Source organism: Nitrospina sp. 32_T5, assembly GCF_052156635.1.
In the GTDB taxonomy this organism is placed as follows: Bacteria; Nitrospinota; Nitrospinia; order Nitrospinales; family Nitrospinaceae; genus Nitrospina.
Genome location: NZ_JBQKUO010000002.1, coordinates 719,325 through 740,504, shown reverse-complemented (window position 1 = coordinate 740,504; position 21,180 = coordinate 719,325). Strand labels below are relative to the sequence as shown.

Here is a 21,180-nt window from a genome sequence, read left to right as displayed (position 1 = left end):
AGCGTTTCATACCGCCTCCCGGAATCGATCGCGCATGGAGCGGAAAAGCACCAGCAAACCAATGGTGATCAGACTCAGCACGAAAAAGAAAAGTGACTTCGGCAATGCGTCCCACCACCAGTCAAAAAACTTCGTATAAAAAAACAAGGTGCAGAAAGTCGTTCCAATATGGGTGATGCCGGGATACTGCAGGCGCACGCCCAGCCAGACCGTTATTCCGTAAGCCGCCAGGGCGGCCGTCTGGTAACCAACCTCGATCCTGTTTTCATTGCCCATCAGGTAACTGCAATGACCGCAATAGGACATGATGAGGAGGGCGAGGTGTATCGAAAGCAGGGCAACCAGATGATAAAACCAGGTGAAGTGTGGGTTCTTATGGTGTTTGATGCAAAACGGCAAAGCCAGTAAAAAGATTCCCCCGAAAATGAAATTTTCCGGCCGCTCTCCGAAATGAAGCCAGTATATTCCGGAAAAGGCTCCCACCGTTGCCGACAGGTAAGCCAGTAAACAAAGTAACCCGGCCAGCAAAAGAAGACGCAGTCCAAACCGGTACGCAAGTATCAGGGCAAATGCGCCCCAAACCAGAAAGGCGTTCTGCGAAGGGGTGATGTTGTACAGCGACCCCATTACATTGAGGTTCAAAACGAAACCGATGAAGGCGACGAGCCCGATCAAAGAAGCGTAATAATGTGAAGGCTCGCGCTGGGCGGCGAACCGCATGGTCAGTACCGCAAGAATGGGCAGGGAGATGACTGAAACGATTTGTACCGATTCCGGAATCAGGCCCCAAATCTGATAAAAGAAAAAAAAGATGCTGGCGCAGAGAGCCAGCCCTCCAAGGAAGGTGAGGATACGCATGCCCAGCGAAAGCTGTTTCTCTGCGGCTGAGTTGTCCGTGTCGAATTGGTGCTTGAAACGGGTAATCAGGTCCGCGTGGTAGCCTTCGATCAACCGGCGTGTCTCGTAAGGCAGGCGGATCAGTCCGGAACTTTCAATTTCCTGCAGTTCCTTTTGGAAAGCCTGAATCCGATCCACCCGTTCCTGGGCTTTCTTTTTGCTGGGAAAACGGTCCATCCCGCTCTCTTACCTAAACATGGCGCACAGGGGGGTTCTGTGCTAATTTAAATGACTTTGTCGGCTTTTTAATATGAGAACATGAGACCTCAACCAACACAAGAACAAATAGATGAGTGGGTCGAGCGTTCCCTGGCGGAAGACCTTGGTGAAGGCGATGTCACCACCGAAACCCTGGTCGATCCCACAGTCCTCGCCCGGGCGCAGGTGGTTGCCAAACAGGACCTCGTGGTCTGTGGCATGGACCTGGTTCGCACTGTTTTTCGCCATGTTGACATGGCTGCGACGTTTGCGAATGAACGCGAAGATGGATGTTTTCTGAAGCAGGGTGAGATTTTAATCTCCATCGAAGGCAAGGCCGGCGCGTTGCTGAAAGCAGAACGGACGGCACTCAATATATTGCAACGGTTGAGCGGCATTGCCACCCTGACCCGGGCATTTGTAGAGAAGGCGGGATCGGTTCAGATTCTTGATACGCGCAAAACCACCCCTGGCCTGCGCGTGTTCGAAAAATATGCCGTAGCGTGTGGGGGAGGAACCAACCATCGTTTCGGCTTGTTCGATGCTGTGCTGATCAAGGACAATCACATCAAGATGGCAGGAGGTATAGGACCGGCACTGGAGCGGATAAAGGCGTCGGGTCATGAGGGACCCATCGAAATTGAAACGACCAATCTGGAAGAAGTGAAGGAAGCGATCGAGGGTGGGGCCGACATCATCCTGCTGGACAACATGACGCCGGAGACGATGGCCGGGGCGGTGCGCCTGATCAATGGCCGGGCCCGCACCGAAGCTTCCGGCAACATGACGCTTGAAAAAGTGGAACAGCTGGCGAAGGTGGGCCTGGACTGTATTTCGGTTGGGGGTTTGACCCATTCCGCTCCGGCAGTGGACATCAGCATGAATTTCGACCTTCCGGGTTGATCGGTTCTATCTTTCCCGACCAGCAATTCTCCCTGTATAATGGGAGTGATTGCAAAAAGGAGATGCGGACACCATGCCCTGCAAAGACAGCTCAGCCCGGATGACCGTGCGGCTCGATGCCGAGGACCGGTTGCGGGATTACACTTTTCATAAAATCACGTGCAACCGCAATATCGGCGTGGATAAAACCTACCACGACCTGTGCGCCGGCCAGCCCGTGTCCGTCGTTCTGGACACCCAGTTCGGCGACCTCATCAAAAGGCTGAATCTCCTGGATACGGAGGACCAGTTCCTCACCTACCTGGAATGGGATGCTCTCCGCTCGGCACTGCAGCAGTATGTGGGCCAGTCCGAAGACGTGGAAACGGAACGTTACCAGATAGCCTCCATCGACTACTCGGAGGCAGGAAACGTGGAAATCAATCTCGTCATATACCCGCCGCAAGAATTGCCCCGAATCGAGTCGTGCCTGAGCCGGACCCGGAAAGAGGGCCGGGATTAGTCATCCGGCCACAGCCTCACCGGTCGTACGTACCCCTGCGTGAAATCCTGATCGTAGTGCTGGGCGTTACCGCCCTGGAACTCGAAGTAAAAGGCCGCCTGCTGGTCGAACGGCAGGCACCATGACCCGATGCCACAACCCGGTTCAAACAAGTCGGAGATATGAATCTCCTTGTTGGAACGTGCGTTCAATTTTAATTCAGGGTTGTAGAGTTCCGCTATTTCCTCTTTTTCCGGCATGCGCCAGTCATGAAATCCCAGGTAATCTTTTTTGTTCAATTGGTCGATCAACTGGAGCGCTTCCTGGAAATTAACCCAGTCTCCGGCTATTTGAAATGAATCCTTTTTTGCCCAGGCAAGACCGGTTTTGTTGTCCTGGATGGTGCCGTCGCCGTTGTCCACAAATCTGGGTTGATCGCTCATAATCCATTCCCTTTATCGCTGAAAAAATTTTGTATTGATCGATTTTATCGGACCGCCCCGGAAGATCGGAGCTGGTGAAATGCCGTATGATTGACTGCGGTCCATTCCCCGGAGGCCGGGGAATATTTCGCTAGACGATGAGGCCATAATTTTATACATTATGGCAGAAATTTCAAACCACCTCTTTTTCTCATCCCATCCCGAATGAAAAATCCAACAGTCTCCTGTATCTCTTTTTCGTTTGCGTTTTTTGGTGTTGCGCTGGTTTGTGCGGCAGCGCCGGGGGACCTATGGGCCGGTGCCGGGGCTGCCTGGGTGCAGGGCCAACTGATCCTGGCACAGTCTCCCACGGCAGGAGAGTGCGGCGAGTCGGTCCCCCCCTTGGAGTTTTACGAAACCGTCAGCAACTACGCCCTGTTCGCAGCATTTGGATTCATCATTCCCGCCATCCTGTTCAACAAAAAAAAGGCAAAGCAGATTCTGGGGATACTGGGAGGGTTGTGCCTGGGTGCGTGGAGCTACCTGGCCTACGGGATCGATTACGAGGAAATCAAAAAAGTCATCTTCAACTACAACCTGCAGGCCGAGCAGACGCTGTCCAACATTGCCGAGGCGCAGGACCGGTACAAATCCGAACACGACACCTACATCGAGGACCTGGGTAAACTGCGCTCCCACCTTTATGGCGCGCACGGCATCAAGCAGTGCGTGAAGATTCTGGAACTCAATGTGAAATGGGATCACTGGTCGGCCAAGGCCAAGCACGTATCCAGCCCGGACACAGTGGAGTGGGACAGCACCAGCGGCAGTTCGCTGAAAAAAGGGTAGGGAACCTTCCTCTCGGTCGGCTCGTCTCAAGCCACCTTTAAAACACAAAAAGGGCAAGACCAGCACGCACCGCGGACAGGCCTTGCCCTTGAATAAGTGACCTTGTCAAGCTGGATGATTGCTTGAATCAGGCAGGGGAAGCGGGCTTTTCAGATTCGGGGGCAGGGGACTCTTCGCCACCGTCTCCAGGTGCCGGGTTGGTCTCCGCCGTGTTTTCGATAGCCGCCGGTTGCTGTTGGTCTTCGCCTTCCTTCTCTTCCATGCCGTCGACTTCTTTCATGGAAGTTTTGAAGTTTTTGATACTCTGACCGAACGCACTGCCGATCTGGGGAAGTTTTCCGGCGCCGAAAATAATCATGATGATGACCAGAATGATCATCAATTCGGGGAAGCCAATTCCCATCATAATTGCGGTCTCCAAAAAAAACTGAGATTAATTGTTCGCGCTTGAGTATAACAAAAATAACATAAAAACCAACAATTTAATAGGGTTCGATTGACTTGCGGCCACAACCTTCTAAAATGAGCAAATACGAATTTTTTCAAGGGCTCTCCCGTGAACCAGGACTATGTTTTGGAACTGTTTTTCGCCATGAAGGGCGATCTGAACAAGATCAATGCCGCCATCGACGAAAAACTGCGTAAAAACCAGATCCGTAAAATCACTACTTTTGAGACGTTCATCAAGTCTCGAATCACAGCCAACCCCAAGGTCTTGCGCATGGTGAACATGGAAATCACACCGGCGGAAGCGGCCTACCTCAGTATGTACCCCGACCTGAAGGAGCTGGAAGTGCTGGACCTTCGTCAGAATCATTTGGGGGATGAAGGGCTGGAAGCGATTGTCCGCTCACCGGTCATTAAAAACCTGTGTGAGCTGGATTTGAGAAGCAACGGTATCACCAGGCTGGGTCTGGAAATGATGGCGGGAGTGGAAAACCTGGTCCACCTGAAGAAAGTGGATTTCCGGTCCAACCAGCTTGGAAAGAGGTGGGAGACCAAATTGAAGGAATCCGAATTTTATCCGGAACTGCAGGAAGTGAAAACGGTCTGATTCGAACTCAGTTCATCCAGGGGTTACGCCCATCCCGGATCTTCTGAACCATTTTGTCAGCCAACTCCCTCGCACGCACCTGGTAGGTACCCGTCTTCAAACCTGTGCGGAAATACTCCACAATTTCATGCCGGATTTCCGAGCCCTTTCTCCTTTTTCCATTGTCCGCTTTTTTGCTCATGGTTGTCGCCTCAGCGTTGCATGTTGAATCATGGTTGTTTCTTATCAACCGCAATGGGTTTAATTTGAAACCACTCGGTTATCCTGTACGTCGATGCATTTTCTGCGTTGAACGGCGTACCGGCGTTTCCGGATTGAGAGGGTGAAAAATCACGGCCTGCAATGACGCACGAAGAGGAAAACTCACTTTAGCCCCGGGTAAACCGGGGGCCTGGAGGGCAAACGCTTTCTCCTTTTTTCGGAGTTTTGCGGGCACCATGTTTTCATCCTCCTTGATGTCAATGGCTCAATCATTGGAATTGAACCGTCTTCCCGACGGCCTACTTTATATTACGGAATTTGAAGGAATTTCTTGAGTATCGAGGGGCTATTTTAACCATAGAAAAATTCAGCCGGTTTCATTCAGGAAGGCACGGGGACCAAATATTTATATGGGGTTGCGAAATTGAATGCGGAAAAGCAAACGTAATATAATCGAATAAATCGGTGTGTTTTAACCTGTCCCCGTTTGAGCAAAGAATAAAACTCTTGTCCGGCGGGAATCATTACGCTTTTATCCTGTTTCGCCGAAAATCAGGTGTATGGAGAGTGAACATGGCACATGAAACGTTGAAGGTGGATGGCATGACCTGCGGTCATTGTGTGGAAACCGTAAGCAAAGCTGTCAGCTCGATTCCAGGGGTCAGCAAGGTGGATGTGGATTTGGAAAAGAACCGGGTTGCCGTGGATTTTGACGAAAACCAGACCGCACTTGCTGACATCAAATCGAAAATTACCGACGTGGGTTATGAGGTGGTGGGGGGGTGAGAGTCAGGAAAGGTACTTGCCGATTTCGACTTCCAGTGTGTGCTCCAGGCCATCCCGCAGGATTTTGATCTGCACCGTTTCCCCGACTTTGGTGTCGGCCACGTAGTTCTGCAGATGCTGCGGATGCGCGATGTCCTTGCCGTCGTAGGCGATGATGATGTCTCCCTGCCGCAGGCCGGCTTTGTCTGCAGGGGCACCTTCATCGATGCTGTTCACCACCACCCCGTTTTGATCCCGCGGCACGCGAAACGATTCCGCCATGTCCGGTGTCATGTGCTGGATGCCGATGCCCAGCCAGCCACGTTCCACCTCGCCGTTTTCGATCAGGTCCCGGGCCACCTTCTCCACGGTTTCCATGGGGATGGCGAAGCCAACGCCTGATCCCAGTTCCGCTATGGCGGTGTTGATACCAATGACGCGGCCTTGCATGTCGATCAAAGGACCCCCGCTGTTTCCGGGGTTGATCGAGGTGTCGGTTTGCAGAAAATTCTCAAAAGTGGCGATTCCCAGGTCGATCCGGCCCTTGCCGCTCACCACTCCAACGGTGATGGTCCCCGTCAAGCCGTAAGGGTTGCCAATCGCCATCACCCAGTCGCCCACCTCGATCTTCGAAGAACTGCCAAACTCAGGTTTCTGGAAGTGCGACAGGGAAAATACTTTAATGACCGCGAGGTCCGTTTTGGGGTCCACACCCACCACCTGCGCCGTGTACTCCCGGTTGTCGAGAAATTTCACCAGCAGGCGATTCGCCTTTTCTACCACGTGGTAGTTGGTGACGATGTATCCCGCTTCATCGAAAATGAGGCCTGAACCGAGACTTTCCATCTGGTAGCGTTTCCGGAACGTGCGTTTCAGCCAGTAACGGAAATTGCTGAACCAGGTCCCGGGCTCTCCACTCATGAGATCGCGCTGGGAGTGGGGATTGGAAATTTCCGTGAGGTTGTTGATGCTGACCACGGCGGGTTTAATCTTTCGTGCGTTGGTAACGAAAGCGTGCTGCAGGCGCACCAGTGTTTCGTAGCCCTCCAGATGCGAATAAGGATTGTTTACCGTGGAGGCAAGGGGAAGCTCAAGGGGTTTTTCCACTTTCGCGGAAGGCGCGCCGACCACCCAGTAAAGGGTCACGCAAACCAGCACGATCCACACCCCGAAAACAATGAACTTTTTCATGTCTGCGGCCTTTCCGGCAGAACCCTATCCTTATTCACCCCGAACTCCCACATACAAAGTGACGATGCCAAACGTCATATCCCGGTATCGCACCGTGTCAAAACCGGCCCTGCGCATTAAAGACGCAAACTCGTCTCGTTCCGGAAATACGCCGACCGATTGCGGTAAATAGGTGTACGCTTCCGGATGGCCCGAAACCCATCGCCCGACCTCCGGCAGGACCCGCTCGAAATAGAGCCGGTACGGTTCCCGCAAAACCGGCTGGCGTGGCAAAGAAAACTCGAGTATCACCGCCCGGCATCCCGGTTTCAGCACCCGCACCATCTCGCGAAGCCCTTGTTCCCTATCGGCAAAATTGCGAACACCAAAAGCCACACTGATGCCGTCGAAGCTATTGTTGGAAAACGGCAGGGCCTCCGACGCGGCGCAAACCCGGGGCAGGGCGCTTGCCTGGTTCCGTACCTTGAATTTCTCTCCGGCCCGGGTCAGCATGGCCTCGCTGAAGTCCAGAGCCACCACCTGGCGGGGCGATTCGGACCGGTGTTCAAAGTATTCCAGAGCCACATCTCCCGTTCCGCAGGCAATATCCAGGTAGCGACCGCCGGATTTCATCGACAGGCGGCTCACCGCACGTTTCCGCCAAAACCGGTCCACGCCGCAACTCAGAACGCGGTTCAGGAGATCGTACCGCGGTGCAATGGCGTTGAACATCGATTGAATCTGGAGGGAAAATGCCTCCCTTTCCTCATCCAGCTCAGGCATCGGCACTCCGGCCGCAAATAAGTCGCATAACCTTTTATTCTAGCACCCACCCGAGGGGACTACAATGGAGGGAAAAGCCATAACCCGAATAAAAGGATGGGTTTGACAAGGCCTTCAGGCCGCTTTATATTCACGCAGTATGAGGTTTTAAATCTGCCCGTTCCGGCAGGAGGTTTTTTTATGAAAAAGGTCATGGTGGCCGTGGCACCCGGTTTCGAGGAAATCGAGACCATCACGGTGGTGGACATTTTAAGAAGGGCGGGCGCGCGGGTGGACCTCGCCGGAACCCAGTCCGAACCCATCGAGGGCTCACGCGGGGTGCGGATTCTGGCCGACGTTCTTTTGTCCGAAATCGATCACAAGGACTACGATCTGATTGTCCTGCCCGGCGGCCAGCCCGGAACCACCAACCTGCAGAACAATGAAAAGGTGATCGCCATCATCCAGAACATGGACAGGGACAGTAAAACAGTGGCGGCCATCTGTGCGGCACCGATGGTCCTGCAAACCGCCGGGGTGCTGAAAAATCACCGCACTACGTCCCACCCGTCTGTGCAGGAGAACCTGGATGGCGTTCGGTACTCGGACGAAAGGGTGGTGGTGGACGGCAACCTGGTAACCAGCCGATCACCTGGAACCGCACTCGAGTTTGCCATGAAACTGGTGGAGATCCTGTTCGGGCCGGATCGGGTCGAAACCGTCAACAAGGGGGTATTGGCGCGCCTGTAAAGCTTTTTATTTTTTAATTTATAACCAAACTATTGATAATTAGGTTAAGGGAGATTTGTGTAATATTTAAAAAAATTTAAAACTTTTTGGCGCGTGCGACATCAAACCGGGAAAGAGCCCAAATGGGGCTCCCATAATGAAAAGGGGGGTTTGCTATGTATGTGAACATTTCGCGCAGCAAGCTTCTGGTCAACGACAGACGCTATTCCAAAAAGAAGAAGGCGGAAAAATCGGCTCCACGCTGCAATCACTGTGGTGGGCTGGTTCGTGAAAACGGGGAGATGGTGGCCTGTATCATGTGTTCCCGGGAGGAAGGCCATTTCTGCTCCAGTTGCGCCTACACGCACGCTTCTGAAGTACCCCAGAAGGGCAAAAAAAGTGCCTGATATTTACATATGATTCCCAAAAGCCCGGAGGCTTCGGCTTCCGGGCTTTTTTATTTTCAGAGAAACAGTCGTCCTTCCGCCACAGTACGGGCTTTTCCGCCTACACGGATGGAACCAATCTGGCCCCCCGTCATTTTCACAGAGACCTTGATTTCCGAGGGTCTATTTATTTCCAGCCCCTGTTCGAGGGTCAGATCCGAAAGGCGGGTGGTATCCAGCACTTGGTGCTGGGCCAGATAAGCTCCCATTGCCCCGGCCACGCTTCCCGTCGCCGGGTCTTCCGGGATGCCAATGAAAGGGGCAAACCCTCGAGTGTGAACGTGAGCACTGGGATTCACCGTTTCCAGGCAGAATGGGTAAATCATGTCGACATCGCCCAGGATACCCCGGAGGCGGGTGAGATTGAGGGCGATTCTGCCGGCTGGGTCCAACGATTTAAGGGGAACGAGCAGGGCCGGAAAGCCGGTGGAAACCACCTGTGCGGGAAGATCTGGATGAAGGTCCTTTGTGTCCAGCCCCAATGCCTGCGCGATGGCTTGCCGATCGGTTCGCGGGCCCTGGATTTCAGGCTGAGGCTGCTCCATCATGAAAGCGACGCCTTCGCGCGTGACGTTAACCGGGCCGACGCCCATCTCAAACCGGCAGGCATTCCGGTCTGGGCCCAAAAAACCGTGCTGGAACAAAACGTGGGCCGTTCCCAGTGTGGGGTGGCCGGCAAACGGGATTTCTTTTCCGGGAGTGAATATTCGGACCTGAAAATCGCAGTCGGTCTGTTTCGAAGAAAACAGAAAAGTTGTTTCAGACAGGTTCATCTCCCGCGCGATGGCCAGCATTTGGTCGGCATCCAGGCCTTCCGCATCAACGAAGACCGCAAGAGGATTTCCCGCCAGCGGCTGATCTGTAAACACATCGACCTGGTAAAAGGTTAGTTCCATAAACCATTAAAAATCAAACTAATAAAAAAAGGGGACTCAAACCCGCAAAACCCGACCCCAAGCCTTAAGTTCCCATAACATATATTATGTCAACTTGAAGTAAGGGTAAAAAGATGCCATCCAGAGGGCCCTGTTCTCGTTATGGTTGGGGTGAATTTGATGGCGGCCTGTGCCGCCCGTTGTGGAAACGTCAGGCCGGCTGCGCATCGCAAAGAGCCAGGGCGGCTTTGGCGATGTGGTTGTGTGAGAGACCGTATTTTTCATACAGCTCTTTCTTCGATCCGGTTTCGGCAAAATGGTCGCGCACGCCGATCCGCCTGACCGGTACCTGCACGGCATGGTCGGCCAGAACTTCGAGCACAGCGTCACCCAGGCCACCGATGAGATTGTGATCTTCAGCGGTCATCACGCGGCCATGTTTTTTGGCCTGTTCTACGATCAATTCCTGATCGATGGGCTTGATGGTGGAAATATTGACCAGCGTGGCTTTCAGACCTTCCTTTTCCATCTGTTCCATGGCGAACAGGCTTTCTTCAACCATGCCGCCGGTGGCGAAGATTACGAGATCCTTTCCTTCCTGCACCACATGACCCTTGCCCAGCTGGAATTGGAAATTCTCGTCGTAAATGCCTTTTACCTTGGCGCGGCCGAGGCGCATGTAAACCGGGCCCTCGTGGTCGATAAGAAACTTCGTCGCCGCAAAGGCTTCCTGATAATCCGCCGGCTGGATGACGGTGAGGTTTGGCATGGCACGGGTGTAGGCAATGTCCACCACCATCTGAGCGGTCGGCCCGTCTTCACCTACGGCGAGTCCGGAATGAGTCCCTACGAGCTTCACATTGGTATTGGAATAGGCGATGCTGACGAGCACCTGATCCATGGTCCGGCCCAGCAGAAAGCAGGCGAATCCGGTGGCAAAAGCCACTTTCCCTGTGGTCGCGAGTCCCGCCGCCGTGCACACCATATCTCCTTCGCTGATTCCCATGTTGAAGAACCGCTCCGGGTATTTGTCGCCAAACTTTTTACTTCGCGTGCTGTCACTCACGCCGGCATCCAGCACCACCACTTTGGGATTGTTGCCGAATTCCACCAACGCGGCTCCGTAGCCGTCCCGTGTCGCTCCGTCGATCATTCCAGCTCCTTAATGGCTTTTTCGTAATCTTCATCCGAAGGCGCTACGCCGTGCCAGGCGGTTTTGCCTTCCATAAAGCTGACTCCCTTGCCTTTTACCGTGTCGGCGATGATCACCCGAGGTTTTTCCTTATGGAGCGGTAGATTGAGCGCCTGGTGTACCTGCGCCATGTCGTGGCCATCGATGCGATGTACATCCCAGCCAAATGACTTCCATTTGTCTTCAATCGGTTCCAGATCCTTCAGGTCCTTGGTGATATTGTCCTGAGCCACCTTGTTGTAATCGACAATGGCGATGAGGTTGTTGGTCTTGAATTTGGCGGCGGACATGGCCGCTTCCCAGACCTGCCCTTCCTGCAACTCGCCGTCACCCATCAGCACATAAACCCGGTAATCGAGATTGTCGAGGCGAGCTGCCAGGGCCATGCCGTGCCCCGCACTCAGCCCCTGTCCGAGACTGCCTGTGGCGATTTCCACGCCCGGGGTTTTCGGGTGCGGGTGACCGGAAAGGTTGCGCTTGCTGTTGATTTTACGGTAATCGACCAGTTCCTCGTCGGCTATGTAACCCGCCCGGGCCAAAGTGGCATAAAGGAGGCCCGTAGCATGCCCCTTGCTCAGGATAAACCGGTCTCGCTTCGGGTCGCGGGGGTTTTTCGAGTCAAAACGCATCACGTCGAAAAACAGGGCCGCCGCGATGTCCGCCCCGGAAAGGCTGCCTCCCGGGTGACCGGATCCGGCGCGATGGATGATCTCCAGGCTTTTGCGCCGCAAGTCGCGGGCAATGCTTTCCAACTCCCCTATTTTCGAATCGGTTGTCTGCGTGGTGTCATTCATATGGACGAAATGGATTCAGTTCAGAAAATTGATTTGTGTCAGCATATTCCAAATCATCCCAATTTTACAGAGGTAAATTGAGAAAAACCGAATTCAAATGGATTTTCAGGGAATTGGGGATGATTGACGGGAAAAGCTATTCGGCCACTACGTTATCAGATAGGATGGCATTGCATTTTTCGAGCAGATCCTCGAGGTCCACCGGTTTTTTTATAAACAGGTCGCCGCCCGCCTCCTGAACCTGTTTTTCCGTATATTGTGGACTGGCGGAGATCACAATGATGGTCATGAAGCTGGTTTTCGGGTTATTCTTGAGATTGGCACACACTTCCAGTCCATTGAGGCCCGGAAGATTGATATCCAGGAGAATGATGGAAGGTAGAAAGTCGGCAGCCTTCAGACCCGCGTCCAGACCGTTGCCCGCAACTTCAACCAGGTATCCTTCCTTTTCCAGAAACTTCTTGACGAGGCTTGTGTATTTTTTCTCATCGTCCACAACGAGTATTTTTTTTGATGACTTGTCCTCGGTCTCTTTTTTAAGGATTTCCTTAATCATGGCAATGGTGTAACCGCTTTTCTGCAGCTCGTACACCCGCTTGCACCGGTCTTTCACCCATGCCGGATAGTACCCGACAATGCCCTTGCCTCCCGGGTGTGCTTCCTTGGCCGGGTCTGGAAAGAAGTTGTACTTTTTCTGCCATAGCCACAGCGTTTTACGGGTTATCGGAATGACTTTCAATATATCTGCGGCGGTAACACGGGAAGCCGAAGCAGGATTATTCATGGGCTTGGTCACATTTTGGAATTGAATAAGCCAGGCAATTGGGGTGGCCTGGAAGCATAGTCATTTATACTATACAGTTACTGTAAAAATTACAAGGGATTTTTCATTTTTACAGGAGGTCCTATATGGGCCCTGCTCAGGTCCGAATTATTTTAAATCGTGTTTTTCACAAAGCGATGCTCTTGAACCGCCCTAAAAATGGTCGTTTTCGGGGGCGTCCCGAGGCCGGAACCGAGTACCAGGGAATGCAGTACAGGAAGTTTCATGAAAGTGGGAACTCGGACCAATTTCCCTTTTAATGCGGTAAGTTATTATATTAAAATCGTTTTTCCCTATTAACCATTGGAGAATTCAGGGGCTATGCTTATGTTGATGAGGGGTGTGTACTCAGTGCGATTAGTGATGATGGCCATCCAGGTTCTTATTTTTCTTCCGGTGATTGCGCAGGCAGAATCCAGCCTGCTGGGCTCGGAAAACCGGTTTCGCCTGCAGGCAGGACTCCAGCTTACGGAAACGCAGCAAACCCCGGGGACGGAAGCCGGAGACAGTGGGAACACCGAGGGCTCTCCCCAACCTGCGACCGAAGATTCGGCGAACAAGAAACCGGACATCGTACTGAGCAATGTCCTGCAATTGTCATTGACCGATGTCATTCAGACCACCCTCACAAACAATGTCGCCATAGCGGTTCAGGAGTACAACTCCCGCATCCAGCGGCAGAACATCATCAATAACGAAGCCGCCTTCGACCCCAGCGTCAATGCCGAAGTGCGGGCCCAGGACGACACGGTTCCAATCGCCTCCGCTTTCGCCAACCCACCGATTTCGGAAACGGACCAGCAACGGTGGAAAGTCGGGCTCAATCAAAAACTCACTTTCGGCACGGAGTACGAATTTTTCTATGAAGGCATCCGGGATGGTACGAACTCGCTGTTTGCCGGATTGAACCCCCAGTACACCACGAGGTTCGAGGTCAATTTGACCCAGCCCCTGCTCAAGAATTTCGGGCAGGATGTGAACAAAAGCAACATCTATATCGCGCGGAACAATCTCTCCATCTCCCAGTACGATTTCAAAAACCAGGTCATCGACATCCTCACTTCGGCGGAAAATGTTTACTGGGACCTTGTATTCAGCCAGGAGGATTTGAAGGTGAAGCAACAATCCGTCCAGCGTGCCCGCGACCTGGAACAGCGTGTCAAAGCACAGGTGGAGGTGGGCACCATGGCACCCCTGGAAATTCTTCAGGCTCAGTCCGAGGTGGCCTCGCGTGAAGAGGCGGTCATCAACGCGGAAAAACTGATTAAGGATAACGAAGACAACCTGAAAAATATTCTGAATATCGCATTCGATTCGGAAAAAGGAACGAAAAACATCCAGCCCCTCGACGCGCCGCAGTACGATCCCCAGGCGAAGGTCGACCTCAATCATGCGATCAGCCAGGCGCTGAGACAACGCCCGGATTACCTGTCCAAGAAAAAAGAACTGGATACACGTAACATCCAGGTGGAGTTCAATGAAAACCAGACCTACCCTACCCTCGACCTGGTGGCCAGCTACGGCCTCAACGGGATTACCGGTGACGCCCGGCCTGTCGGCCTTGGGGGTGCTCCCCGTATCAGCCAGTTCGGGGGAACCTTTGGACGCGGCATGGAACGGGCTTTGTCCACGGATTTCGACAGCTGGACGGCGGGGGTGGTGTTCAGTTATCCACTCGGAAACCGGGCCGCGGAAAGTCAGTTGACCACCGCCAAGCTGGAGGTCGCCAAGCTCCTTCTCGATATCAAGGACCTGGAAAAAACCATCATTATTGAAGTGCGGGAAGCGGTTCGGCAATTGGAAACGGATATCAAACGTGTGCAGGCGGCGCGGGTGGCCCGGCACCTTGCGGAAGAAACCCTGAACGCAGAGTTGAAAAAATTTGAAGTTGGCCTGTCCACCAGTTTCCAGGTGCTGGAGTTTCAAACCGATCTGGCCGAAGAGCAAAGCAAGGAACTGCTGGCCATCATCGATTTCAATAAATCGCGTATCAATTTCCGCAAGGTCATTGCTTCCACACTGGATCATCACAGGATCGAGCTGGCGGAAGAACAGAAACCATGAAAAAACTCCTTATTACATTGGGGGTGGTCGTTCTTGCGGCTGGCGCCTTCTTTCTGGTCCAGGGTGACGGGAAAGAAAATGAACGCCCCAAAAAACATCCCTTCCGGACCGCCAAGGTGGAACGCGGTACCATGGTGGTGAAGATTTCCGCAACGGGTATTGTCGAACCCAATTTCCAGGTGGAGGTCAAGTCCAAGGCCAGCGGCGAAGTGCTCAGCTTCCCCTATGAAGAGGGGGATGCCATCCGGAAAGGCAAGTTCCTGTTGAGGCTGGACAAGTCGGACGAGGTCCGCAATGTCAAGCGGGCGGAAGCGAACCTCGCCAGCGCCCGGGCTCAACTGGATAAGGCCAAAACGTCCCTCAAACTCCAGATCACGCGTTACGGAACCGACTTGCAGGGGGCCAAATCCCAGGTGGAGGAAGCCAGGGCCAACCTGGTTGACGCACGCGACAAGCTGAGTCGGCAGGAGGACCTGTTTCAGAAAAAATTCACCTCCCGCGAATCGCTGGAAACCGCACAAACGGCCTTCAAAGTCCGGGAAGAGTTGCTGGAACAGGCCAAGGCCAACCTGCGTGCTGCTGAAGACAGCGTGCATGACATCGAGGTCAAGAAGCAGGACATTGAACTGGCCAAAGCCGATGTCAAACGGGCCGAGCTGGAACTGGCTGAGGCCAAAGAACGTTTGGCCGAAACCGAAATCTATGCACCGATTTCGGGTGTGTTGATTGAAAAGCTGGTCGAACAGGGGCAGATCATCGCTTCCGGCATCACCACCGTCTCCGGAGGCACGCCGTTGGCAAAAATTGCGGACATGTCCAAACTGTTCATCGTGGCCGACGTGGACGAAACCGACATCGGCAAGGTGGAGGTCGGGCAGAAGGTGAAGATCACCACCGATGCGTATCCAAACGAGGAATTTGAGGGCGTGGTGACCCGCATCGCTCCCAAGGGCCTGGTCGAGGACAGCATCACCATTTTCAAAGTCAAAATTGAAATCCACGGCAAGGGCCGTGATATTCTGAAACCTATGATGACGGCGAATGTGGATATCATCAGCCGGGAACTGGAGGACGTCACCTTTCTTCCCCGCGAAGCCATTCACCGTGAAGATGGAAAAACCTTCGTCGCCGTTCTTCAGAACAATCAACCCCAGGCCCGGCCGGTGGAACTGGGCGTGAAGAATCCGATCGAAATCCAGGTGGGTGGCGTGAATGAAAACCAGGAAGTGCTGATCGGGGACTGGGAAGAAATCAAGGAACACTTCAAACCGGATGACGACACCATGTCCACCATTCGCAAGATGCTGTTCATTCTCCGGCGTTGACCGTGGCTCTCATCGAAATTCAAAAACTGTCGAAAACCTACGACCTCGGCGCTGAAAAAGTGTTCGCCCTGCGTGACGTCAGTTTTTTCATGGAGGCGTCGGAGTTCGCCTCCATCATGGGGCCGTCGGGCAGCGGCAAATCGACGCTCATGAATCTGCTCGGTTGCCTCGATCTCCCCTCTTCCGGCACCTACCGTCTTGACGGCATTGATGTGCAGAATCTGTCTGCGAATGAGTTGGCCGAAGTGCGCAACAAGAAAATCGGTTTCGTATTCCAGAGTTTCAACCTGCTTCCCCGCGCCACCGCGCTGGAGAACGTGGAATTGCCCCTGCTGTACGGACGGGTGAAGGAACCTGCAAAAAAGGCAATGGACGCGTTGCAGAGGGTGGGTCTCGGCCACCGCGCCAAACACAAGCCGAACGAACTGTCCGGCGGTGAAAAACAGCGCGCCGCCATCGCCCGGGCCCTGGTGATCAACCCGCGCATCATCCTGGCGGACGAACCGACGGGCAACCTGGATTCCAAAACGAGTGCGGAGATCATGAAACTGTTCACCCGGCTGAACGAAGAAGGCGTCACCATTATCCTTGTCACGCACGAAAAGGATATTGCCGCCTACTCCAGAAGAATCTTTCAGATGCAGGACGGAAAACTGGTTCAGGACAGCGGATCGGCGCCCCGCGTCCAGAAGAAGGAAGAGGCTCATGCTGATTTTTGATCTCATCCGAATGGCGCTTCGCAGCCTGGTGGCCAACAAACTGCGCACTTTTCTGACGGCCCTCGGCATCATCATCGGCGTCGGTTCGGTCATCTCCATGATCTCCCTGGGTGAGGGCGCGCGCAAACAGACGCTGGAGACGATTGCCAAGTTCGGCACCAACATCATCTCCGTCAAACCCGGGCAGAAAAGCCGCCGCCACGTGCGGACCGGGAAAGTGGAAACGCTGGTCCTCGACGACGCCCGGGCCATCCGTGAACACATCGACCGCATCACCGGCGTCTCGGCGGAGGTGTACCAGAGCGCGCAGTTGAAGTTCGGCAACAAAAACCGCAATGCCACCGTACGCGGCACGGAAGAAGATTATTACTGGATGTCCAATTTTCAGTTGGACAAGGGGCGCTATTTTGCCGACACGGAAGTGCGCACCGCCCGGCGGGTGGCGGTGCTGGGAGCGACCGTCACCAAAAACCTTTTCGATAACGTCGATCCCATCGGCCAGACCCTCAAGGTGGACGGCCAGAATTTTCTCATTATCGGGACGATGATTGCCAAGGGTGCGCTGTCCTGGTTCGATCCGGACGACCAGATTTTCATCCCCGTCACCACCGCGCAGAAGCGTCTGTTCGGCATCAACTACCTGCAATCGATCGACGTGCAGGCGAAGCGCATTCAGGACATTGAAGCCATCAAACAGGACATCGAATCCCTTCTCAAGCGGCGGCATAACATCCGGGAGGGGCAGGACAATGATTTTCACGTGCAGAACTCGGCGGAATGGCTGAACAGCTGGGGCAACGCGGCCAAAACCTTTCAGTACCTTCTGGGCGGCATTGCATTCATCTCCCTGATGGTCGGCGGCATCGGCATCATGAACATCATGTTGGTTTCGGTCACCGAACGCACGCGGGAGATCGGCATCCGCATTGCCATCGGCGCGAAAAAACGGGAAATCCGCCAGCAGTTTCTGATCGAATCCATTTTCATCAGCTTCTTTGGCGGGTTCATCGGGATCCTGATGGGAGCCGGTGTTTCCATGGGCGTGTCCAAGCTGGGGGGATGGGATATGATCGTCTCCGTTCCCTCGATCCTGCTGGCGTTCGGGTTTTCCATGGTGGTGGGTGTCTTTTTCGGTCTGTACCCTGCCAACAAGGCCGCAAACCTGAATCCCATCGATGCGCTCCGCTACGAATGAGCAAATCGTTCCCATCCTGATATAATCGACTCCAACAATCACTTACACCTGAAGCCATGAAAGTCTGTCCCGACAGATCGCGTTTTATTGAACTGGCCGCCACCTGCCCACGCGTGCCCGTGATCGGAGAACGGCGTGTTGATTCATTCAACCCCGCCGAGGCATACCATCGATTGTACGGGGAGGCGGAGCGGTCCTTCCTGTTCGAGAGCGGCAAGGGACCCGACGAGACGGCGCGCTATTCGTTTTTCGGACGAGCCAGTGAAAAAGCCCTCTCCCTGCGCAACAACCAGTTTCAGGTTCACAACAACGGAGACCGGGAAACGGTTCCTTTCCCGGCGCCGGAGGCGCTCCACCGGTTGAACTTTGAGCCAGGCCTGGATGCGATCGACTACGTCGATCATTTCTGGGGGGGATGGGTGGGCTGCCTCAGCTACGAGATGGCTCACTGGTTCGAAAACATTCAACCCCGGGCCAAGGACGGACTCGACCTGCCTCTTCTGTTTTTCTTCCAGGTGGAACGGCTGTGGGTGTACGACCACCGGCAGGCGACCCTCAAATACATCGTCGCAGTGAACATTGAGGACGATCCCGAAACCATTCATTCGCAGGTCAAGGAAGAATTGGAAACGGCCTGGCGGGAAATGGATGGTCTCATTGAGGAAGCGTCGCAATCGGTCCCCCAAAAAACCTCGCTGCCCCCTTCCCTGCAGTCCGCTTCCCTGAATTCCAACATCACGCAGAGAGATTACGAGTGCATGGTCGAGCGTGCCAAAACGTACATCGAGGAAGGCGACATCTACCAGGCCAATCTGGCGCAACGGCTGTCCATTGACTACGAAGGCGATCCCTTCCCGCTTTACCAGCGCCTGCGCAAAGTGAACCCGTCGCCGTTTTCCGGCTATCTTAAATTCGACGGACTGGTGCTGGCCAGTTCATCTCCCGAGCGGCTGGTGAAGGTGGTGCGGGACCGGGTCGAGACGCGGCCCATTGCCGGAACGCGGCCACGCGGCAAAAACGAGGAAGACGACGCGCGGCTGTCGGCAGAATTGTTGCTCAACGAAAAGGAAAAAGCCGAGCATCTGATGCTGGTCGATCTCGAGCGCAACGACCTGGGGCGCATCTGCGAACACGGCAGTGTGCAGGTGACCGACCTCATGTTTCTCGAACAGTACTCGCACGTCTGCCACATCGTCTCCAATATCGAGGGCCGTCTCAAACCCGGTGTGGATGTGGTCGATATCCTTGCCGCCGTGTTTCCCGGCGGCACCATCACCGGCTGTCCCAAGATCCGGTGCATGGAAATCATCGACGAACTGGAACCTTCCCTGCGCGGCCCCTACAGCGGATCGTTCGGTTATATCGGATTCGATCGCCACCTCGATCTCAACATCATCATTCGCACCATCCTGATACAAAGCGGACGGGCGCATTTTCATGTCGGGGCGGGAATCGTCGCCGACTCCATTCCGGAGAAAGAATGGCAGGAGACGCTGGACAAGGCGGCGGCGATGATCCAGGCGCTGAGCGGGGAGCCGGTGGGATGACGTCGGTGGTATATATCAACGGCCGTTTCGTGGGACACGAAGAAGCGCGCGTGTCGGTGTTTGACCGGGGATTCCTTTACGGCGACGGAGTCTTCGAAAGCCTGCGCGCTTATCGGGGACGTATTTTCCGCCTTGCCGACCACCTGGACCGGCTGCATCAGTCGGCGGAACAGGTTCACCTCACCGTGCCGGAAGCATCGGCCAAACTGGAAACCCTGCTGTATGAAGTGCTCAAACGAAATGAACTGGCCGACGCCATCCTGCGTCTCACCCTGAGCCGGGGCGAGAGCACCGGATTCGACATCGTGCCGGACGTGCCGCCGACGCTCGTCATCACAGCCCGCCCGGTTGATTCGTTGCCGGAAGCACGTTATCGCGAAGGTGTGTCGGTACTTCTTGTTCCCGACAGTGCGCCGCGCCTCCCGGAAGTGACCCGGCAGGCGAAATCGGGAAACTTTCTGCCATACATACTTGCCCGGCGCATGGCGCGCGAGGCGGGTCACTGGGACGCCGTCCTGCTGAATCACCGCGACGAAATCTGCGATGCCTCCACCAGCAATGTGTTTGTCATGCACGGGGGTGTGCTGAGAACCCCGCCCGTCGGGGAATCGGTACTGGCGGGCATCACACGCAAGGTTGTTCTGGAACGGGCCGCGGAACTGGGGATCGAGGCGCGGGAGGAGACGCTTCTGACGTCCGATCTGGTTGAGGCCGACGAGGCTTTCCTCACCAATACGGGAATCGAACTGCTGCCGGTCACTCGCGTGAATGATACGGTCATCGGGAACGGTCGGCGGGGTCCGGTCACGGCGCGTTTGCACGCGGCATTTCTAAAATCGATTGAGTCTTTGTGAAGGTGCATTATAATTGCACGCATTTGAATCGAACTGGAATGGATACGGATTATGGATGCAAAGGATTTGTACGAGGACACTCCGCGCGGGGTGATCGTTGATAAGAAAATGAACCTGGAATGGCTGCCGAAGGACGCCCGTGGTGACCTGGGCAAGTGGGTGACCTGGGACGAAGCCAACTACTACATCCAGACCATGCGCAACGTCTATGCCGGCGGTCACGCCGACTGGCGCCTGCCGACCAAAGAGGAAGCGCTCAGCCTGTACAATGAAGACCTGACGCTCGTGGACTGGGAGGGAGAGGCGATCCACATCCACCCGGCGTTCGTGCCCAAATGCGGCCGGGTCATATGGACTTCGGAAGTGAACGATGAAGGACAGGCCTGCGCGGTCAACCTGCAGGACGGCACCGCCGAGTTCGTGGACAAATTGAACCGCGACGAGTACACCACCCGCCTGGTGCGGTCCTCCAATTCAAAGGGAAAATAAGAATCACTTCGGTGCGGCGCTCTGCCAGAACGCGCGGGCATCCAGCGTACCGGCCTTCGAATCCCGGTACGCCTCTCCCTGCACCGACGTTTCCAGCACGCCGTCGTCGCTGGGCATCACTACCTTGGTGTCGCAGTGCTTGGTGCGGGTGAACCCGTTGAACAGGGACGCCATTGTCTCCGGCTTGAGGTTCAAAGGAAATTGCCGCGCGATGCGCGTCTCGTTTTTGGAATCGTGCAGGTCGACGCACAGCGCGCCGTCTTCCAGCCAGTATTCGATTTCCTGCCCTTCTTCCTGCCCCGGCACAAACACCGTGTCGTCCACCTTGATGGCGAAAGCGGTGCTGACGCGTCCCTTGATCCAGACTTTTCCCGTATCTTTGATCTCCGCCATGACTCAATATATAAGTTGGAGTGGCTTTTGACT

General features: G+C 54.5%; 25 protein-coding genes. 14 read left to right on the top strand and 11 right to left on the bottom strand.

Translation table 11 applies throughout. The features are described 5' to 3' along the window. Positions 1-6 precede the first annotated feature (6 nt). Entirely contained in the window at positions 7-1,074 is a 1,068-nt protein-coding gene (locus tag ACTRW9_RS08320) for a DUF2157 domain-containing protein (RefSeq protein ID WP_442425488.1), read from the bottom strand. 81 nt (positions 1,075-1,155) lie between these two features. On the opposite strand from ACTRW9_RS08320, the gene nadC reads away from it, so the two are divergent. Together nadC and ACTRW9_RS08310 are read left to right on the top strand one after the other, a co-directional pair. Continuing rightward, on the top strand, positions 1,156-1,998 hold the full coding sequence (gene nadC / locus ACTRW9_RS08315; RefSeq protein WP_442428986.1) for a carboxylating nicotinate-nucleotide diphosphorylase: 843 nt from the start codon (positions 1,156-1,158) through the stop codon (positions 1,996-1,998). A gap of 73 nt (positions 1,999-2,071) precedes the next feature. After that, positions 2,072-2,500: a hypothetical protein gene (locus tag ACTRW9_RS08310; RefSeq protein ID WP_442428985.1), complete on the top strand. Its 429-nt coding sequence runs from the start codon at positions 2,072-2,074 to the stop codon at positions 2,498-2,500. On the opposite strand, the gene ACTRW9_RS08305 is transcribed toward ACTRW9_RS08310, so the two are convergent. After that, positions 2,497-2,922: a DUF1566 domain-containing protein gene (locus ACTRW9_RS08305; RefSeq protein ID WP_442425491.1), complete on the bottom strand. Its 426-nt coding sequence runs from the start codon at positions 2,920-2,922 to the stop codon at positions 2,497-2,499. The genes ACTRW9_RS08310 and ACTRW9_RS08305 overlap by 4 nt on opposite strands. A gap of 315 nt (positions 2,923-3,237) precedes the next feature. Between ACTRW9_RS08305 and ACTRW9_RS08300 the strand changes: the two genes are divergently transcribed. Then, complete coding sequence (locus tag ACTRW9_RS08300) at positions 3,238-3,750, top strand: hypothetical protein (RefSeq protein WP_442428984.1); 513 nt, start codon at positions 3,238-3,240, stop codon at positions 3,748-3,750. A 127-nt stretch (positions 3,751-3,877) separates the two neighbouring features. On the opposite strand, the gene tatA is transcribed toward ACTRW9_RS08300, so the two are convergent. Next, entirely contained in the window at positions 3,878-4,156 is a 279-nt protein-coding gene (gene tatA, locus ACTRW9_RS08295) for a twin-arginine translocase TatA/TatE family subunit (RefSeq protein WP_442425493.1), read from the bottom strand. A 150-nt stretch (positions 4,157-4,306) separates the two neighbouring features. Here tatA and ACTRW9_RS08290 point away from each other — a divergent pair, with 150 nt between their 5' ends. Then, the gene (locus ACTRW9_RS08290) at positions 4,307-4,804 is read left to right on the top strand and encodes a hypothetical protein (protein WP_442425494.1); all 498 of its coding nucleotides are present in this window, start codon (positions 4,307-4,309) and stop codon (positions 4,802-4,804) included. A 7-nt stretch (positions 4,805-4,811) separates the two neighbouring features. On the opposite strand, the gene ACTRW9_RS08285 is transcribed toward ACTRW9_RS08290, so the two are convergent. Beyond that, a complete protein-coding gene (locus ACTRW9_RS08285) occupies positions 4,812-4,985 on the bottom strand; it encodes a flagellar biosynthesis anti-sigma factor FlgM (protein WP_005010349.1) in 174 nt (57 codons plus the stop codon). A 593-nt stretch (positions 4,986-5,578) separates the two neighbouring features. Between ACTRW9_RS08285 and ACTRW9_RS08280 the strand changes: the two genes are divergently transcribed. Continuing rightward, positions 5,579-5,791: a heavy-metal-associated domain-containing protein gene (locus tag ACTRW9_RS08280; RefSeq protein ID WP_442428983.1), complete on the top strand. Its 213-nt coding sequence runs from the start codon at positions 5,579-5,581 to the stop codon at positions 5,789-5,791. A gap of 3 nt (positions 5,792-5,794) precedes the next feature. Here ACTRW9_RS08280 and ACTRW9_RS08275 read toward each other — a convergent pair whose 3' ends face one another. Next, a complete protein-coding gene (locus tag ACTRW9_RS08275) occupies positions 5,795-6,961 on the bottom strand; it encodes a S1C family serine protease (RefSeq protein WP_442428982.1) in 1,167 nt (388 codons plus the stop codon). A 30-nt stretch (positions 6,962-6,991) separates the two neighbouring features. Beyond that, the gene (gene ubiE, locus ACTRW9_RS08270) at positions 6,992-7,723 is read right to left on the bottom strand and encodes a bifunctional demethylmenaquinone methyltransferase/2-methoxy-6-polyprenyl-1,4-benzoquinol methylase UbiE (protein WP_442428981.1); all 732 of its coding nucleotides are present in this window, start codon (positions 7,721-7,723) and stop codon (positions 6,992-6,994) included. Between the two features lie 180 nt (positions 7,724-7,903). Between ubiE and ACTRW9_RS08265 the strand changes: the two genes are divergently transcribed. Then, positions 7,904-8,452 (top strand): DJ-1 family glyoxalase III, encoded by a 549-nt coding sequence (locus ACTRW9_RS08265; protein WP_442428980.1) that lies wholly within the window; start codon positions 7,904-7,906, stop codon positions 8,450-8,452. A gap of 155 nt (positions 8,453-8,607) precedes the next feature. Then, complete coding sequence (locus ACTRW9_RS08260) at positions 8,608-8,838, top strand: hypothetical protein (RefSeq protein WP_442428979.1); 231 nt, start codon at positions 8,608-8,610, stop codon at positions 8,836-8,838. A gap of 56 nt (positions 8,839-8,894) precedes the next feature. On the opposite strand, the gene ACTRW9_RS08255 is transcribed toward ACTRW9_RS08260, so the two are convergent. The 4 genes from ACTRW9_RS08255 to ACTRW9_RS08240 all read right to left on the bottom strand — a co-directional run bounded on the left by ACTRW9_RS08255 (position 8,895) and on the right by ACTRW9_RS08240 (position 12,522). Next, a complete protein-coding gene (locus ACTRW9_RS08255; protein ID WP_442428978.1) occupies positions 8,895-9,773 on the bottom strand; it encodes a PhzF family phenazine biosynthesis protein in 879 nt (292 codons plus the stop codon). A 190-nt stretch (positions 9,774-9,963) separates the two neighbouring features. Continuing rightward, positions 9,964-10,905, bottom strand: coding sequence for a transketolase family protein (locus ACTRW9_RS08250; RefSeq protein ID WP_442428977.1), 942 nt, complete (start codon positions 10,903-10,905; stop codon positions 9,964-9,966). Next, on the bottom strand, positions 10,902-11,738 hold the full coding sequence (locus ACTRW9_RS08245; protein ID WP_442428976.1) for a transketolase: 837 nt from the start codon (positions 11,736-11,738) through the stop codon (positions 10,902-10,904). Before ACTRW9_RS08245 ends, ACTRW9_RS08250 begins: the two co-directional genes overlap by 4 nt. 136 nt (positions 11,739-11,874) lie before the next feature. After that, positions 11,875-12,522, bottom strand: a complete 648-nt coding sequence (locus tag ACTRW9_RS08240; RefSeq protein WP_442425504.1) for a response regulator — start codon at positions 12,520-12,522, stop codon at positions 11,875-11,877. A gap of 390 nt (positions 12,523-12,912) precedes the next feature. On the opposite strand from ACTRW9_RS08240, the gene ACTRW9_RS08235 reads away from it, so the two are divergent. From ACTRW9_RS08235 to ACTRW9_RS08205, 7 genes are read left to right on the top strand one after another with little or no spacing between them, the layout of a single operon-like run. After that, complete coding sequence (locus ACTRW9_RS08235; protein WP_442428975.1) at positions 12,913-14,625, top strand: TolC family protein; 1,713 nt, start codon at positions 12,913-12,915, stop codon at positions 14,623-14,625. After that, positions 14,622-15,950 (top strand): efflux RND transporter periplasmic adaptor subunit, encoded by a 1,329-nt coding sequence (locus tag ACTRW9_RS08230; protein WP_442428974.1) that lies wholly within the window; start codon positions 14,622-14,624, stop codon positions 15,948-15,950. The genes ACTRW9_RS08235 and ACTRW9_RS08230 overlap by 4 nt, the downstream gene beginning before the upstream one ends. Then, complete coding sequence (locus tag ACTRW9_RS08225; RefSeq protein WP_442428973.1) at positions 15,947-16,669, top strand: ABC transporter ATP-binding protein; 723 nt, start codon at positions 15,947-15,949, stop codon at positions 16,667-16,669. Before ACTRW9_RS08230 ends, ACTRW9_RS08225 begins: the two co-directional genes overlap by 4 nt. Beyond that, entirely contained in the window at positions 16,656-17,864 is a 1,209-nt protein-coding gene (locus tag ACTRW9_RS08220) for an ABC transporter permease (protein ID WP_442425508.1), read from the top strand. The genes ACTRW9_RS08225 and ACTRW9_RS08220 overlap by 14 nt, the downstream gene beginning before the upstream one ends. Positions 17,865-17,920: 56 nt before the next feature. Continuing rightward, positions 17,921-19,411: an anthranilate synthase component I family protein gene (locus tag ACTRW9_RS08215; RefSeq protein ID WP_442428972.1), complete on the top strand. Its 1,491-nt coding sequence runs from the start codon at positions 17,921-17,923 to the stop codon at positions 19,409-19,411. Continuing rightward, positions 19,408-20,265: an aminotransferase class IV gene (locus ACTRW9_RS08210; protein ID WP_442428971.1), complete on the top strand. Its 858-nt coding sequence runs from the start codon at positions 19,408-19,410 to the stop codon at positions 20,263-20,265. The genes ACTRW9_RS08215 and ACTRW9_RS08210 overlap by 4 nt, the downstream gene beginning before the upstream one ends. A 51-nt stretch (positions 20,266-20,316) precedes the next feature. Further along, on the top strand, positions 20,317-20,754 hold the full coding sequence (locus ACTRW9_RS08205) for a DUF1566 domain-containing protein (RefSeq protein ID WP_442428970.1): 438 nt from the start codon (positions 20,317-20,319) through the stop codon (positions 20,752-20,754). 3 nt (positions 20,755-20,757) lie between these two features. Here the strand turns inward: ACTRW9_RS08205 and ACTRW9_RS08200 are convergent, their stop codons facing one another. Then, entirely contained in the window at positions 20,758-21,147 is a 390-nt protein-coding gene (locus tag ACTRW9_RS08200) for a hypothetical protein (RefSeq protein ID WP_442428969.1), read from the bottom strand. Positions 21,148-21,180 lie beyond the last annotated feature (33 nt).